Origin of the sequence: Staphylococcus sp. FSL W8-0774 (genome assembly GCF_038006785.1) — a bacterium.
Lineage (GTDB): Bacteria > Bacillota > Bacilli > Staphylococcales > Staphylococcaceae > Staphylococcus > Staphylococcus pasteuri.
On sequence record NZ_JBBOVW010000001.1, the window covers coordinates 985,858 to 1,000,683 of the forward strand.

Here is a 14,826-nt window from a genome sequence, read left to right on the forward strand (position 1 = left end):
AAATTCTAGGATTAATTTATATAGGTCTTACATTGTTATGTCCTTAGATGAATAAATGTAGTTTATTTATTTTCAAATAAACCTTTGAAAAATTCTACTGCTTTTTTGATGATAGCTGTGATATTTTCCATTACTATTCACCTCCTATGTAAGCTACTTTTAATATAAATCATTTTTAATTATCATAGATTATTTATTCTTATTTTATAAATTTATTTTCATAAACGTAACATTTCTCTGCGAAATTAGACAGTTATGAATTCAAATGTGTTAACAAAGAGTGATATATCTTATTATTAAATTCAAATTTCTAAATTCAAGCTTTAATCACTGATAGAATGCGTTAAAATCGTTATAATTATCTTTGTAATGATAATTGGAGGAATGACTTGTGAACTTCTGGTTAAAAGATCAATCAGTAAAAAATAAAGATAAAATAGTTGTTACAGATGGCGCACATCAAATGACATTTAAGGAATTATATGATGATGCATTTCATTTAGCACAGCAACTACAAAACCTTAATCAAACGAGAATAGGGTTACATATAAATAATCGTATTGAATCTTTAGTATTGATACATGCATGTTGGATCGCCAATATTGAAATTGCTATGATAAATACACGATTAACAAAGAATGAAATTATTGCTCAAATGAATTCTATACAAGTGAGCACAATAGTAACGACAACTACACTCGAAATGGATCAATTTGATATATATACGCTTGAGGATATTCAAAATTTATCTCCTCAAAATATAAATTCTAATGTATTTCAATTAGAAAACATTGCTTCTATCATGTTTACATCTGGCACTACTGGTCCTCAAAAAGCTGTCCCTCAAACTTTTGAAAATCATCTCGCAAGTGCAATAGGTTGTAAGGAAAGTTTAGGTTATAATCAGCAGACGATTTGGTTATCTGTATTACCGATATATCATATATCAGGTCTGAGTGTCATTTTAAGAAGTGTTATAGAAGGATTTACAGTACGTATTTTAGAAAAGTATAATACTGATACAATGCTTCAAATTATTCAAAATGAAAATATTACGCATGTTTCTCTTGTACCACAAACTTTAAAATGGTTAATGGATGCTGGATTACAGAGTCCATATCAATTAGAAAAAATCTTATTGGGTGGTGCAAAGCTATCAGCAAATTTAATTCAACAAGCTTTAAACTACAAACTACCTATTTATAATTCATTTGGTATGACTGAAACGTGTTCACAATTTTTAACAGCAACGCCAGATATGTTAGCACAACGTTATGATACTGTAGGGGTGCCTAGTGATAATGTAGAAGTGAAAATTAAGCAGCCTAATCAAAATGGACATGGTGAATTATTAATTAAAGGAAATAATGTAATGAATGGCTATTTATATCCTGTTAATTTAACAGATACATTTGAAGATGGCTTTTTCAAAACAGGGGATATAGCTGAAATAGATGAAGATGGTTTTGTTATGATTTATGATCGACGTAAGGATTTAATTATCAGTGGTGGCGAAAATATATATCCTTATCAAATTGAATCTATAGCTAAATATTATCCAAACATTGAAGATGCTGTTTGTATTGGTCAATCAGATGATACGTGGGGACAAGTACCTATATTATATTATATTGCCGATACACAAATTAATGAAATCGAATTAAAACAATATATGTTGGATCATTTAGCAAAATACAAAGTACCAAAGTCTTTTTATCAAGTTGAAGAATTGCCATATACTTCTACAGGTAAACTCCAAAGAAATAAAATGATACAAAAGGAAGAAAAAAATGATTATTAATCAATTAAATTTTTACTTATATAATCAGCCTTTTAAATCACCAATTGTAACGCCTAAAGTAAAATTAGAAACAAGAAAAACATTAGTCATTGAATTCATTGATAATCACGGGGATGCATATTTTGGAGAATGTAATGCATTTCAAACTCAATGGTATGATAATGAAACTATTGATTCCGTAAAAGAAAACATTAAACAATGGTATGATCGTATAAAGAATAAAGAAATGTCAACTTTTAAAGAATGGCAATCATCACTCGAGCTTTTAAATGATTATCCAGCAGCAAGATGTACAATTATGATGGCTATCTATCAAAAATATTATAAACTTGAATCATTTAAAGTTCCGTATGGTGCAACTGTAAACGGTATGACTGAAATACAATTAAATCGTTTGGCTCAAACACAACCTAAGCGAATTAAATTAAAGTATTCAAATCAATTAATTTCAGACATCGATAATTTACAATCACTTAGTTTTAGTTTTGATTTGGCTATAGATGCCAATGAATCCCTTAATCTGACACAATATCAATCTATTATAGAAAATATAGACCATGATATTCTTTATATTGAAGAACCATTTCAATCATTAGATGATATCAAACGCATTAATGGAAAACCTTATCCACCTATTGCTCTTGATGAAAAGGCCACTTCCACTCAAGAAATCAAAAATATTATATCTGAATATCCAATAGAGGTAGTTATATTGAAACCATTTAGACTTGGTGGTATTGATCGAGTATTAGATGCAATACAAACCCTTCATAAAGAAGGGGTGAAAGTTGTGATTGGTGGTATGTATGAATATGGGTTAAGCCGATATTTTACTGCAATGTTAGCTCAACATGGGGATTATCCTGGAGATGTGACACCAACGGGTTATTATTTTGAAAATGATTTTGTAGAAAATGAAGGTATATTAAAAGAGGGAATGATAGAATTCAATCCCCCTGTAGTTAATCGTACAAAATTAGAATGTATTAATGATGATTGTGTTTAGCATGATGTGATTTCGATTTGTTTTTTGCAAGTGGCACTGGATCGTATCCACCTTTGTGTAAAGGATGACATTTTAATATTCGACGTATGCCTAAGTATAATCCTTTGAATGCACCATGATATTGTATCGCTTCTCGTGTATATTCTGAACATGTTGGATAGAATCGACACGTTGGTGGCGTTAATGGCGAGATAAAACGTTGATAAAAATGTATTAAGGCAAGAAATAATTTTTTCATAATAATGCCTCCGAGCAAATTTTAGAATATAGGTATTTTAACATATTATAAAGGGATGTGATGTACATGAAGTTTTTAGATAAAGACCAAAGAGAGGTACACCTAACATATAAAACAAATAAAGATGTTCCTACGGGTAATCATGTACTTGCTATTCCAGTATTTCAACATCAATTATTGTTTACTTGTCATAAAATTAGAGGTATTGAATTTCCTGGTGGCAAAAGAGAACTCAATGAAACTAGTATTGATGCTATACGGAGAGAATTGTATGAAGAAACTGGTGCACATGCTATCGATATTAAATATATAGCACAATATAAAGTTGAAACAAATAGTAATATAGATTTTGTGAAAGATGTATATTTTATACAAGTTGATACGCTAAAAGAACAATCTGACTATCTAGAAACAGATGGTCCATGTTTATTTCAATCAGTTGAATCAATTCCTGATAATAAAAAAAGCTTTTTACTTAAAGATGATGCTATCTTGCATTGTTATGAAAGGGTGAAGGCACTTGGATTTTATTAAAGTTAAAAAAATGCCAATAGAGATGAGGACACATCATTTTGATGAAATAACCTACCAAGTTGATCATCTTAATGTCAAAGCTTTAATGATGACACCTTACAAAGAAGTAAAACGCATTGTTATCTATCTGCGTGGTGGTAAAGGACAAGTAGGGCGTGTCAGAGCTGCAAGGCTCATGCAATTCGCTAATGATGAAACTCTAGTTGTAGGTCCATATTATAGAGGGAACAATGGTAGTGAAGGCAAAGATGAATTTTATCGTGGAGATTTAAATGATGTCACAGAACTTATTCGTCTACTACATTCAAAATATCCAAAAGCTTTTGTACATATGATTGGTTTTTCACGTGGTGGTTTACAAGGATTATTAACTTTTCAAGATTTACCTGTAAATAGTTATATAATATGGGGTGGAGTATCTGATGTTCATTTAATGTATGAGGAACGTGTTGATTTGAGAGGGATGTTAAGACGAATGGTTGGACATCCTATTAAAGATGCTCAAAATTATACTGATAGAGAGGCAATACATAACATTACGCCACAAAGCCCGCCAATACTTATCGTTCATGGTGGAAATGATAAGCAAGTTGGTATACATCAAGCTTATTATTTAGAACGACGCTTAAATGAGATTGGAGCATACTTTGATACTTTTTATCAAATGAAAGAAGGACATGTACCACGCCCGTTTGCTTTGAAAGAAACTCTTGAACATATTCATCAATGGATGAATCAAATTGAAAATGATAAAGATAACGAAAGCGCAACAGAATGAATTTTCTGTCGCGCTTTTTACCATTATTTATTAAATGCACCTTTATCTGAAATATGTTCTACTTCAGAGCCGAATTTTTTGAAGTTTTCTTCAAAACGTTGAATTAAGTCATTAGCTTGTGCTTTATATTTTTCAGGGTCACTCCATGCATTAATTGGATTTAAGATAGTTTTAGGAACATCTTCTACTTCCACTGGAATATTTAATCCAAATGAAGCATCTTTAGTATATTCTGCATTTTTTAATTTACCTGAAATAGCCTGGTTAACCATTTGACGTGTATAATGTAAACTTATTCTTCTACCAACGCCATATTTACCCCCTGTCCATCCTGTGTTAACAAGGTAAACGTCAACTTCATGCTTATCAATTAATTCACCTAATAAATCAGCATAAACTGTAGGATGTAATGGTAAGAATGGTGCACCAAAGCAAGTAGAGAATGATGGTTCTGGTTCAGTAACGCCACGTTCTGTACCAGCTAATTTAGATGTGAATCCACTTAAGAAGTGATACATTGCTTGGTCTTTAGTTAATTTTGAAATTGGAGGAATGACACCAAAAGCATCCGCTGTTAAAAAGATAATTGTATTAGGATGAGCTGCTTTGGAAGGTAATACAATATTATCTATATGGTGAATAGGGTATGCCGCTCTTGTGTTTTCAGTGAATTTATTATCATCAAAATCAACCGTGCCATCATTTTTGACAACAGTATTTTCTAAAATGGTACCATATTTAATTGCATCGAAAATTTGTGGTTCTTTTTCTTTTGAAAGGTTGATTGCTTTAGCGTAGCAACCTCCTTCGATATTGAACACACCATTTTTATTCCAGCCGTGTTCGTCATCTCCAATTAATTTTCTATCAGGATCAGCTGATAATGTTGTTTTACCAGTACCTGATAAACCAAAGAATAATGCTACGTCACCTTTATTACCAACATTTGCTGAGCAATGCATACTCATAATATCTTGCATTGGTAATAAATAGTTCATAACTGAGAATATACCTTTTTTCATTTCGCCAGCATATTCAGTACCACCAATTAAAATGACTTTATGTTTGAATGAAACGATAACAAAAGTTTCTGTTTTTGTACCATCGACTTCTGGGTCAGCTTTAAAATGAGGTGCTGATACAATGGTAAAGTCTGATTTGATTGATTTAGCTTCTTCTTTTGATTCAGGACGTATAAACATATTATGTGCAAAAAGATTATGCCAAGCTAATTCATTAATTACAGTTAGTTTTAAGCGTGAATCTTTGTCACTTCCAGCGTAACCATTAAATACGTATAGTTCATCTTTCTTACCTAAATAATTTAATACTTTGTTATAAAGTTTTAAAAATGTTTCTTCATCTATCGGCTGATTAACGTCTCCCCAATCAACATTATCTCTATATGAAGGTTCTGTAACGATAAACTTATCTTTAGGTGAACGCCCAGTGTATTTACCGGTACTTGCATTAATAGCGCCCAACTCAGTAAGTTCACCTTCATTATTATCTAAGATTTTATTGTAAAGTTGAGTTGTAGATAATTGAAACTGTGTAGATGGTTTTTCTAATAATTGTTTGATTTTAATAGTTTCAGAGTATGTATCGATCGACATACTTAATCCCTCCAGATAGTTGTAATGTAAGCCTTTACATTTCAATAGTATAACATATTAAGTTAATTAATCCACCGTAAATTTTCATTAAAATAACTTAATTCTAAAATTGACATTAATTCGCTAATTATGTAGTATTAATTTTAACGGATTCTCTTATCCTGAGTGGTGGAGGGACATGGACCCAATGAAACCCAGCAACCTCTTTTTTGTATAGAAAAGAAAGGTGCCAAACCGTTTGCAGACCTATATTGTCTGAACGATAAGAGCGAATGGACGTATAAGAGCCTTCTCTCTATCTAGATACTAGTTAGCAGAAGGCTCTTTTATTTAGCTCAAATAAAAGAGAATTATCGTAATAAATTTTTAAAAGGAGCAAAATATGACTAACAATAAACGATTATTCACGTCAGAATCAGTAACTGAAGGACACCCGGATAAAATAGCCGATCAAGTTTCCGATGCCATTTTAGACGAAATTCTTAAAGATGACCCTAATGCGCGTGTAGCATGTGAAACAACAGTAACTACAGGTATGGCTTTAATTTCTGGTGAAATTTCAACAACAACTTATGTTGATATCCCTAAAGTAGTAAGAGAAACAATTAAAGAAATTGGTTACACACGTGCAAAATATGGTTATGATTCACAAACAATGGCTGTATTAACAGCAATTGATGAACAATCACCAGATATTGCGCAAGGTGTAGATAAAGCATTAGAATATCGCGATGATATTACTGAAGAAGAAATTGAAGCAACAGGTGCAGGAGATCAAGGTTTAATGTTTGGTTATGCAACTAACGAAACAGATACGTATATGCCTTTACCAATTTTCTTATCACACCAGCTAGCTAAACGTTTATCAGATGTTCGTAAAGATAAAATACTAGATTATTTACGTCCAGATGGTAAAGTTCAAGTAACAGTTGAATATGATGAAAATGACAAACCAAAACGTATTGATACAATTGTTGTTTCAACACAACATGCTGAAGATAAAACATTAGAAGATATTCAAAATGACATTAAAGAACATGTCATTTATCCTACTGTTCCAGAAAATTTACTAGATGATCAAACAAAATTCTATATCAATCCAACAGGAAGATTTGTAATTGGTGGACCTCAAGGTGATGCAGGATTAACAGGTCGTAAAATTATCGTTGACACTTATGGTGGATATGCTAGACATGGTGGAGGATGCTTCAGTGGTAAAGATCCAACTAAAGTAGACCGTTCTGCCGCATACGCAGCAAGATACGTTGCTAAAAATATTGTTGCAGCTGAATTAGCTGAACAATGTGAAGTACAACTTGCATACGCTATTGGTGTAGCTGAACCTGTGTCAATCTCAATTGATACATTTGGTACAGGTAAAGTCAGTGAAACAGAATTAGTAGAAGCAGTTAGAGAGAACTTTGACTTAAGACCTGCAGGAATTATTAAAATGTTAGAGTTGAAACAACCTATTTATAAACAAACTGCTGCGTACGGTCATTTCGGACGTACTGATGTTTTATTACCTTGGGAAAAATTAGATAAAGTCAACGTTTTGAAAGATTCAATAAACCAAGCCTAAAATAATTAAAATATTTGGGATAGGTAAAATATAATCAATTAAATTATAACGAAATGTCGAAAATATCATAGTTATGATTTATAATTGATTGTATTGATAATTTAAAAGGAGCGTTGATGTGATGAGTTTATCTTCACCCATTGGAATAGGATTAATCGTTGCAGTAGTGATTGCAATTATCTTTTTTGTGTTATTTTTAATCACGTTAAATAAAAAGAAAAAGATAAAGAAACAAACTGAAGAAGAATATCAACAAAAAGAACAGAACCTAAAAGCATCTCATGAGGAAACATTAGAAAAAGAACGTATAGAAAACAAAAAGACAGTCACTAAACAAAAAGAAGATTATGAAGCTACAGTAAGTAGTAAAGAAAGAGAAATAGATGCGTTAAAATTATTCTCTAAAAATCATAGTGAATATGTTACAGACATGAGATTAATTGGTATTCGTGAACGTCTTGTAAATGAAAAGCGTATTCGCCCAGAAGATATGCATATAATGGCAAATATTTTCTTGCCAACTAATGAATTTAATAATATTGAAAGAATTAGTCACCTAGTATTAACACGAACTGGTTTATACATCATTGATTCTCAATTATTAAAAGGTCATGTTTATAATGGTATTAGTGGCGCACAATTTTCAGAGTTACCAACTATGGAACAAGTATTTAATACTTTAGATTTAGATAAAACTACGCCACAAACATTGGTATTAGATCAAAATGATGATCAAAAATCATTATCATTTGTTAACTATTCAGATAAAATTCAGCAAATACAACAATTAGCTGGAGATTTACAAAATAAATTGAATACTAAATACACACCAACTTCTATTTTATACTTTAATCCTAAAAATGAAGATGATGTAACGATTTCAAATTATGCTCAGAATAGTAATGTAAAAGTATTAGTTGGACCTGAACAACTTAACGAATTCTTTAATAAATTTGTATTCCATGGACGTATTCAATATAACGTCGATGATTTACAAGATATTATGGATAAAATTGAATCATTTAACTAATTATTTTAGCTAGTAGGGTGTATGACACTTTACTAGCTTTTTTGTAATATTGAATTTTAATCAACGGATACGGGTATAGATAATGGATAAATATTTTTATATGTAAGGAGTGAAAATCCATGGATAAAATTAAATTTTATAATGGTCATGAAATGCCAAGAGTAGGACTAGGTACGTTTAGAGTCGAAAATAATGATGATTGTACTAAGGCTGTTAAACATGCTATAGAGAATGGTTATAGAAGCATTGATACAGCAAAAGTTTACGGTAATGAAGAAAAAGTAGGACAAGGTATTAAAGAAGGATTAGAAACTACAGGTCTAAAACGAGAAGACTTATTTATTACTTCAAAATTATGGTTAGAAGATTATGGTAGAACTAATGTAGAGGATGCGTATGAAAGTAGCTTAAAAAGATTAGGCTTAGATTATCTAGATTTATATTTAATGCACTGGCCAGGTACTAACGAAGCACTAATGATAGATACATGGCAAGGGATGGAAGATTTATATAAACAAGACCGTGTTAAAAATATCGGTGTAAGCAATTTTAATGTAGACCATTTTGAAGCACTACTAGCACAAGTATCAATAAAGCCTGTCATCAATCAAGTTGAATTTCATCCATATTTAACACAAAGTTCATTAAGACAATATATGGAAGTTCAAAATATTGTTATGGAATCATGGTCACCATTAATGAACGCACAAATTTTAGATGATGACACTGTTAATGCTATTGCAAAAGAAATTGATCAATCACCTGCACAAGTGATTATTCGTTGGAATTATCAACATGATGTAGTAGTTATCCCTAAATCAGTAACACCACATCGTATAGATGAAAATTTAGATATTCTAAACTTCAAACTTAACGAAGATCAAATGAATCGTCTTGACCAATTAAATGAAGATAGAAGAATTGGTCCTGATCCTGCAGAATTTAACGGACAATAAATTCAATTAAAGCCACGTTTCTCATAAAGAGGACGTGGCTTTAAAAGTATCTTCTTCTATTTTTTAAATAAGGTGATAAGCTAAATAACAGCTTAAGAATGATCCTATGAATTGAATAGTAGAATATACAATAAACAATGTAGGTTTGAATTTAGGTGATAACATTCCGACGAGTTCATTAGAGAGGGTAGAAAATGTAGTTAAACCTCCTAATATACCTGTGATTAAAAAAGGGTTTATCCATTGTATATGTAATGATAAACCAGATAGGGTACCAATGAATATACAACCTACAATATTAACTATAAGCGTACCTATTGGCAACAAAGATTGAAACTGATTGAAATAGTTAGAAATACTAGCACGTAGAATTGCTCCAATACCTCCACCTAACATGACTAACAAAATTGTAGTAATCATAAACGTTCACCTAATTTCTTACCTAATAAACATAATAAAATACAAAGAATATAACTAATCACTGCATAAATAATTAATAACATCCAGTTTTGTTGATTGTACATTTGAACTAATTCAAATTGAAAAGTAGAAAATGTAGTTAAAGCTCCCATGAAACCTGTTGTTATAGCTTTTTTAAATAGGGGATGTGATTGAAATAATTTAATAGATAGTGCTGTGAAAAATCCCATTAAAAAAGCACCGATGATATTTGCTGTTAATGTACCTATTGGTAATTGGTGACCATGATTAAAAAATGATAATAAATATCTTAATAAAGCACCAAACGCACCACCTACAAAAATGTATAAATATTGCAAAGTAATAACTCCTTTAAAAAACATTTACTTAAATAAAAGAACCACTTCAATCTGAAATGGCTCTAACAAATAAAGTATACGTCAATAAATTTTAAGAAAGGAATCCGTAAGTATTTAATGACGACACAATATGAATAATAATCACAATAAGAATAATAAATGGTAATAGTTTACTACCAATTCTAATCCAACCTTGTTTGTCTCGTGAATGTTTAATAGATTTGTCCGCAATTATGATTGAAATGATTAGAACAATGACATTAATGACACTACATGCAATAATTAATTTGACGAAAGAACCCAACACATTATTTAAAAATGGATTATTTGTATTAAAGAAAAAGCTTATCGCTAATAATAATAAAGTTATATAAAAGTAGAGTTTAGATTTTGACATGCGTAACCTCCTCGATGGATATCATTACAATATACTACCACTTTTTAGGATATGAGAATAGTATAAATGTATAGAAAATAAAATGTAAAATACAAAAATGCTTTTATATAGGCAAATAATTCGCTTACATTTCAAAAGCATGATATAAATTATTTATAAATGATTTTTTAACGAAAATAAAAACCAAAGATAAATCATATATGAATTTGATATTCAATACATTGGAAATCCAAATTTAGTATTGAAATTGAAGGAGGAATACATAGTGAGAAAACTAAAAGTAGAAGTATTTGCGGATGGAGCAGATATTGAAGAAATGAAAGCTGCTTATAAAAATAAACAGGTTGATGGATTTACAACTAACCCTAGTTTAATGGCTAAAGCAGGCGTAACAGATTATAAAGCATTTGCGGAAGAGGCTGTTCGAGAAATTCCTGACGCTTCTATTTCATTTGAAGTGTTCGCAGATGACTTAGAGACAATGGCTAAGGAAGCGGAAATTCTTAAACAATATGGTGACAATGTTTTTGTTAAGATTCCAATTGTTACTACTAATGGTACTTCAACAATTCCATTAATCAAAGAATTATCTGCAAAACAAGTACGTTTAAATGTCACTGCAGTTTATACAATTGAACAAGTTAAAGAAATTACTGAAGCTGTCACAGAAGGCGTACCAACATATGTGTCAGTATTTGCAGGACGTATTGCAGATACTGGTGTAGATCCATTACCATTAATGAAAGAATCAGTAGAGGTAACTCATAGTAAAAAAGGTGTTAAATTGTTATGGGCAAGTTGCCGCGAACTATTTAATGTTATTCAAGCAGATGAAATTGGTGCTGACATCATTACTTGTCCAGCTGATGTAGTTAAAAAGGTTAACAATAATTTAGGTAGAGACGTTGAAGAACTATCAATTGATACTGTTAAAGGTTTTGCTAAAGATATCCAAAATTCAGGATTATCAATTTTATAATTGCTTTAATTAGTGTCTTTATCGGATTAAATTTAAAAGCCAAGCTAGTGTCACTATTAGAATTGATTGTCTATAGTGTACACAAGGTTGGCTTTTTATTAATATAATTTGAATATTTGAATTGATTGAATTAGAAATTTCATCTATGATGTAAATATAATCAAATAGATATGAGGTGCAATTCTAGCTATGGATAAAAATTCGTTTAGTGCTAGAGTAAAAAAGCAGTTATGGTTCTTAAATAACAAAGAGAAAGCTCAATTAAATGATGAAATTAGTAAAGTTAATCATAATGATAGTGACACGCTGAATAAACCAATAAGGTTTTCAAATCAGTTTTTAAAAGATCATGTGTATAGCCAAAAACATATTAGTTCAGCTAGTTTATTTATATTATTGATTGGAATTGTATTTACATATGTCATTTTATTAGGTGGCTTTTTATTTGGCCTTATAACAAGTTTAACAGCTGTAAATTATTTCATTCATCCCCAGGTTAACTTATCAACTGTGACTGTTGTACTCATCATTATAGGCGCTATTATATTAATGTTAATAGCGATATTCTTAATTAAGAAAGTAACTGCATTTTTTACTAAAAAATTATTAGAATATAAATTTAATAAGAAGAATACGACTGTGTAATTAAATGGCAAAGAAGTAAACTTTCTTGCCATTTTTTTAATATAGCATGATAAGGTTCATCTACTAAAAGATGAGTAGCATTTGAAAACATAATTAATGTGCCATTATTTTTGGTTTGTTTACCAGTAATATGATAAGCGTTTATGTAATATTGAATGGGAGAACGACGATGTTTAAGAGGAAATAAAATGAGTTGATCACATACATAAATAGGAATTTTTTTGTTTATATGAAGTAAGCGTTTGGCGATTTTCTTTTGAAGAGGTAGTGTTTTTTGATGTAATTCTAACATGTAGTCTAACGTATTGTTGATTGAAATAGGGAGAGATATGTCATATTGCTTATATTGCCATTTAGTGGATAGCTTATCGCTTATTTCTGTTTGTATATATAGTAAGTTAGTAGTAGTTAAATGATTCATTGTTTCATTCCTTTTTAAGAGTATAATGTAAATGTTTTGAGATTTTAGATTGCACTGACTTCTTAATTTTTTTAATAGTTGTTAAAGATAGATGCATTCTTTCTGCAATTTCATATTGTTTATATCCAGATAATTTTAGTAATAGCCATTCCTTTTCTTTTGAGTTTAATAAATAATGAATATCTTGTATTAGTAGTGATTCATTATTGATGTGTTGAGATGGTTCTATTTCACTAGAAATATAATCATCAATATCACTAGTTTTAATTTTGTTACTTTCTTTTCTGAATATATCAATAAGATAGTAGTTTAATCTGATGAATAGATAAGAGGAAAATTTGTTGGATTTTGAGGGATTATAGTTATTCGATAAGTGCCACATTTGAATTAATAGTAATTGATAAAACTCGTCATAATTATAAGTGATTTGATACCTAGTTAACAAATAATGTATGATTTTGTTATACTTTTGATAAATAATATTAAATTCCAAGATTTACTCCAGTTTTATGTACATAAAAGTGTATATTTCCGGATACATTGAATTTAAAATAGATTGGGAAAATTTTCATTTGCTAAATTATTAAAATAGGTGTTAAATAGAAGTCATAGTAAATAAATATGTATTCAAAAACAACCAAAAACATGTCGTATTATTAATATAGAGCAAAATTTAATAGGAGGTACAAATGGATTACGCACACTTAAATTTAGAACATTTTTTCGCCCGTAATGATGATTTAGATAGAATTAAAGATCGTTCAGACTTTGTGATGATTAACAATTTCACTAATGAAATGAAGTATAGAGAAGGAAGTATTGAAGGAACAATAGACTTAAATCAATATTTTTATAAGAATAGATCACAAGCTGCAAGTTTCATAATGATGGATTATAAAAATCATAATAAATAAAAATGGGATGAGATTTAGACAATTTAATTGAATAGATATTGCTAAATGACAATAGTTAACATATTCAATACAGTTGATTGAAGTGTTAATCAATCTATTTAATGGATACAAAATCATGTCTATTTCTCTTTTTTTATACTCAAAAGTTTCAATTTTATTACTTTTTATTTATGAATTTGTAACAAAGTATATATTAAATTGTGATTCATAATTAATAATGTTAAACTTTATTATCGTAATACAAATGAAAAGTATAACAACATTGACCTAAGAGGTGTGAATATGACGAAGCACAAAAAGGGATCTATAGTTGCAATTTTAGGATTGCTTATCATATTTGCAGTAGGTGCTATTATCTTTTTCTCAATGGTTTCTGACCAAATATTCTTTAAACATGTTAAAGAACAACAAAAAGTTGAGAAATTAGATGTAACATTAGATAAAGCTGCGAAGAAACAAATAGACAACTATACGAGTCAACAAGTATCTAATAAAAATAATGATGCTTGGAGAGATGCATCATCAACTGAAATTAAAACAGCTATGGATAGTAGTCAATTTATTGACAATGACAAACAAAAGTATCAATTTTTAGATTTATCTAAATATCAAGGTATTGATGAAAAAAGAATTAAAAGAATGTTAATTGATAGACCAACTTTATTAAAACACACTGATGATTTTACAAAAGCAGCTAAAGAAAAACATGTAAATGAAGTTTACTTAATTTCACATGCTTTATTAGAAACAGGTTCTGCTAAAAGTGAATTGTCTAAAGGTGTAGAAATTGATGGTAAGAAATACTATAACTTCTATGGTGTTGGCGCATTAGATAGTGACCCTGTAAAAACAGGTGCAGAATATGCGAAGAAACATGGTTGGGATACACCGCAAAAAGCAATTTATGGTGGTGCAGATTTCATTCATAATCATTTCTTAAAACACGAAGATCAAGACACATTATATAGCATGAGATGGAATCCTAAAAATCCAGGTGAACATCAATATGCTACAGATATTAAATGGGCTGAAAGTAATGCCAGTATCATTGCTGATTTTTATAAAGACATGAAAACAGAAGGTAAATACTTCAAACTTTATGTGTATAAAGATGATAAAAGTCATTTAAAAGATAATAAATAATAATCTA

The 14,826-nt window shown here is 29.9% G+C and carries 18 protein-coding genes and 1 riboswitch; of the genes, 11 read left to right on the forward strand and 7 right to left on the reverse strand.

Annotation, left to right across the window (positions count from 1 at the left end; all coding sequences use genetic code 11):
* Positions 1–391: 391 nt before the first annotated feature.
* Positions 392–1,801: an o-succinylbenzoate--CoA ligase gene (menE, locus tag NSQ15_RS04935; protein WP_340746972.1), complete on the forward strand. Its 1,410-nt coding sequence runs from the start codon at positions 392–394 to the stop codon at positions 1,799–1,801.
* Positions 1,791–2,807: an o-succinylbenzoate synthase gene (gene menC, locus NSQ15_RS04940; RefSeq protein ID WP_070454039.1), complete on the forward strand. Its 1,017-nt coding sequence runs from the start codon at positions 1,791–1,793 to the stop codon at positions 2,805–2,807. Before menE ends, menC begins: the two co-directional genes overlap by 11 nt.
* Here menC and yidD read toward each other — a convergent pair.
* Complete coding sequence (gene yidD, locus NSQ15_RS04945) at positions 2,788–3,045, reverse strand: membrane protein insertion efficiency factor YidD (protein ID WP_017637320.1); 258 nt, start codon at positions 3,043–3,045, stop codon at positions 2,788–2,790. The two genes, menC and yidD, sit on opposite strands and share 20 nt — an antisense overlap.
* A gap of 66 nt (positions 3,046–3,111) precedes the next feature.
* Between yidD and ytkD the strand changes: the two genes are divergently transcribed.
* A complete protein-coding gene (gene ytkD / locus NSQ15_RS04950) occupies positions 3,112–3,579 on the forward strand; it encodes an RNA deprotection pyrophosphohydrolase (protein ID WP_070454038.1) in 468 nt (155 codons plus the stop codon).
* Complete coding sequence (locus NSQ15_RS04955) at positions 3,566–4,357, forward strand: alpha/beta hydrolase family protein (protein ID WP_124760140.1); 792 nt, start codon at positions 3,566–3,568, stop codon at positions 4,355–4,357. The genes ytkD and NSQ15_RS04955 overlap by 14 nt, the downstream gene beginning before the upstream one ends.
* Positions 4,358–4,380: 23 nt before the next feature.
* Here the strand turns inward: NSQ15_RS04955 and pckA are convergent, their stop codons facing one another.
* A complete protein-coding gene (gene pckA, locus NSQ15_RS04960; RefSeq protein WP_017637317.1) occupies positions 4,381–5,973 on the reverse strand; it encodes a phosphoenolpyruvate carboxykinase (ATP) in 1,593 nt (530 codons plus the stop codon).
* Between the two features lie 153 nt (positions 5,974–6,126).
* A riboswitch (SAM riboswitch) is annotated at positions 6,127–6,242 on the forward strand.
* Between the two features lie 113 nt (positions 6,243–6,355).
* On the opposite strand from pckA, the gene metK reads away from it, so the two are divergent.
* The 3 genes from metK to NSQ15_RS04975 all read left to right on the forward strand — a co-directional run bounded on the left by metK (position 6,356) and on the right by NSQ15_RS04975 (position 9,541).
* Positions 6,356–7,555, forward strand: coding sequence for a methionine adenosyltransferase (metK, locus tag NSQ15_RS04965; RefSeq protein ID WP_017637316.1), 1,200 nt, complete (start codon positions 6,356–6,358; stop codon positions 7,553–7,555).
* A gap of 121 nt (positions 7,556–7,676) precedes the next feature.
* On the forward strand, positions 7,677–8,585 hold the full coding sequence (locus NSQ15_RS04970; protein ID WP_070454032.1) for a nuclease-related domain-containing protein: 909 nt from the start codon (positions 7,677–7,679) through the stop codon (positions 8,583–8,585).
* Between the two features lie 119 nt (positions 8,586–8,704).
* Positions 8,705–9,541, forward strand: a complete 837-nt coding sequence (locus tag NSQ15_RS04975; RefSeq protein ID WP_070454030.1) for an aldo/keto reductase — start codon at positions 8,705–8,707, stop codon at positions 9,539–9,541.
* A 63-nt stretch (positions 9,542–9,604) separates the two neighbouring features.
* Here the strand turns inward: NSQ15_RS04975 and NSQ15_RS04980 are convergent, their stop codons facing one another.
* The 3 genes from NSQ15_RS04980 to NSQ15_RS04990 form a co-directional block, all read right to left on the reverse strand.
* A complete protein-coding gene (locus tag NSQ15_RS04980; protein WP_445684181.1) occupies positions 9,605–9,961 on the reverse strand; it encodes a fluoride efflux transporter FluC in 357 nt (118 codons plus the stop codon).
* Positions 9,958–10,320, reverse strand: coding sequence for a fluoride efflux transporter CrcB (crcB, locus tag NSQ15_RS04985; protein ID WP_017637312.1), 363 nt, complete (start codon positions 10,318–10,320; stop codon positions 9,958–9,960). The genes NSQ15_RS04980 and crcB overlap by 4 nt, the downstream gene beginning before the upstream one ends.
* 91 nt (positions 10,321–10,411) lie before the next feature.
* Positions 10,412–10,717, reverse strand: coding sequence for a hypothetical protein (locus tag NSQ15_RS04990; RefSeq protein ID WP_217193964.1), 306 nt, complete (start codon positions 10,715–10,717; stop codon positions 10,412–10,414).
* Positions 10,718–10,982: 265 nt separating this feature from the next.
* Between NSQ15_RS04990 and NSQ15_RS04995 the strand changes: the two genes are divergently transcribed.
* Positions 10,983–11,696: a transaldolase gene (locus NSQ15_RS04995; RefSeq protein ID WP_340746973.1), complete on the forward strand. Its 714-nt coding sequence runs from the start codon at positions 10,983–10,985 to the stop codon at positions 11,694–11,696.
* A gap of 189 nt (positions 11,697–11,885) precedes the next feature.
* Complete coding sequence (locus tag NSQ15_RS05000) at positions 11,886–12,341, forward strand: hypothetical protein (RefSeq protein ID WP_070454026.1); 456 nt, start codon at positions 11,886–11,888, stop codon at positions 12,339–12,341.
* Here NSQ15_RS05000 and NSQ15_RS05005 read toward each other — a convergent pair.
* Positions 12,316–12,762 (reverse strand): competence protein ComK, encoded by a 447-nt coding sequence (locus NSQ15_RS05005; RefSeq protein WP_070454024.1) that lies wholly within the window; start codon positions 12,760–12,762, stop codon positions 12,316–12,318. The genes NSQ15_RS05000 and NSQ15_RS05005 overlap by 26 nt on opposite strands.
* Before the next feature lie 4 nt (positions 12,763–12,766).
* Positions 12,767–13,255 carry a sigma-70 family RNA polymerase sigma factor gene (locus NSQ15_RS05010; RefSeq protein ID WP_070454022.1) on the reverse strand — a complete coding sequence of 163 codons (489 nt, stop codon included), beginning with the start codon at positions 13,253–13,255 and terminating at the stop codon, positions 12,767–12,769.
* Positions 13,256–13,451: 196 nt separating this feature from the next.
* Here NSQ15_RS05010 and NSQ15_RS05015 point away from each other — a divergent pair, with 196 nt between their 5' ends.
* Together NSQ15_RS05015 and NSQ15_RS05020 are read left to right on the forward strand one after the other, a co-directional pair.
* A complete protein-coding gene (locus tag NSQ15_RS05015) occupies positions 13,452–13,676 on the forward strand; it encodes a hypothetical protein (protein WP_029055630.1) in 225 nt (74 codons plus the stop codon).
* 282 nt (positions 13,677–13,958) lie between these two features.
* A complete protein-coding gene (locus NSQ15_RS05020; RefSeq protein ID WP_017638292.1) occupies positions 13,959–14,819 on the forward strand; it encodes an N-acetylglucosaminidase in 861 nt (286 codons plus the stop codon).
* Positions 14,820–14,826 lie beyond the last annotated feature (7 nt).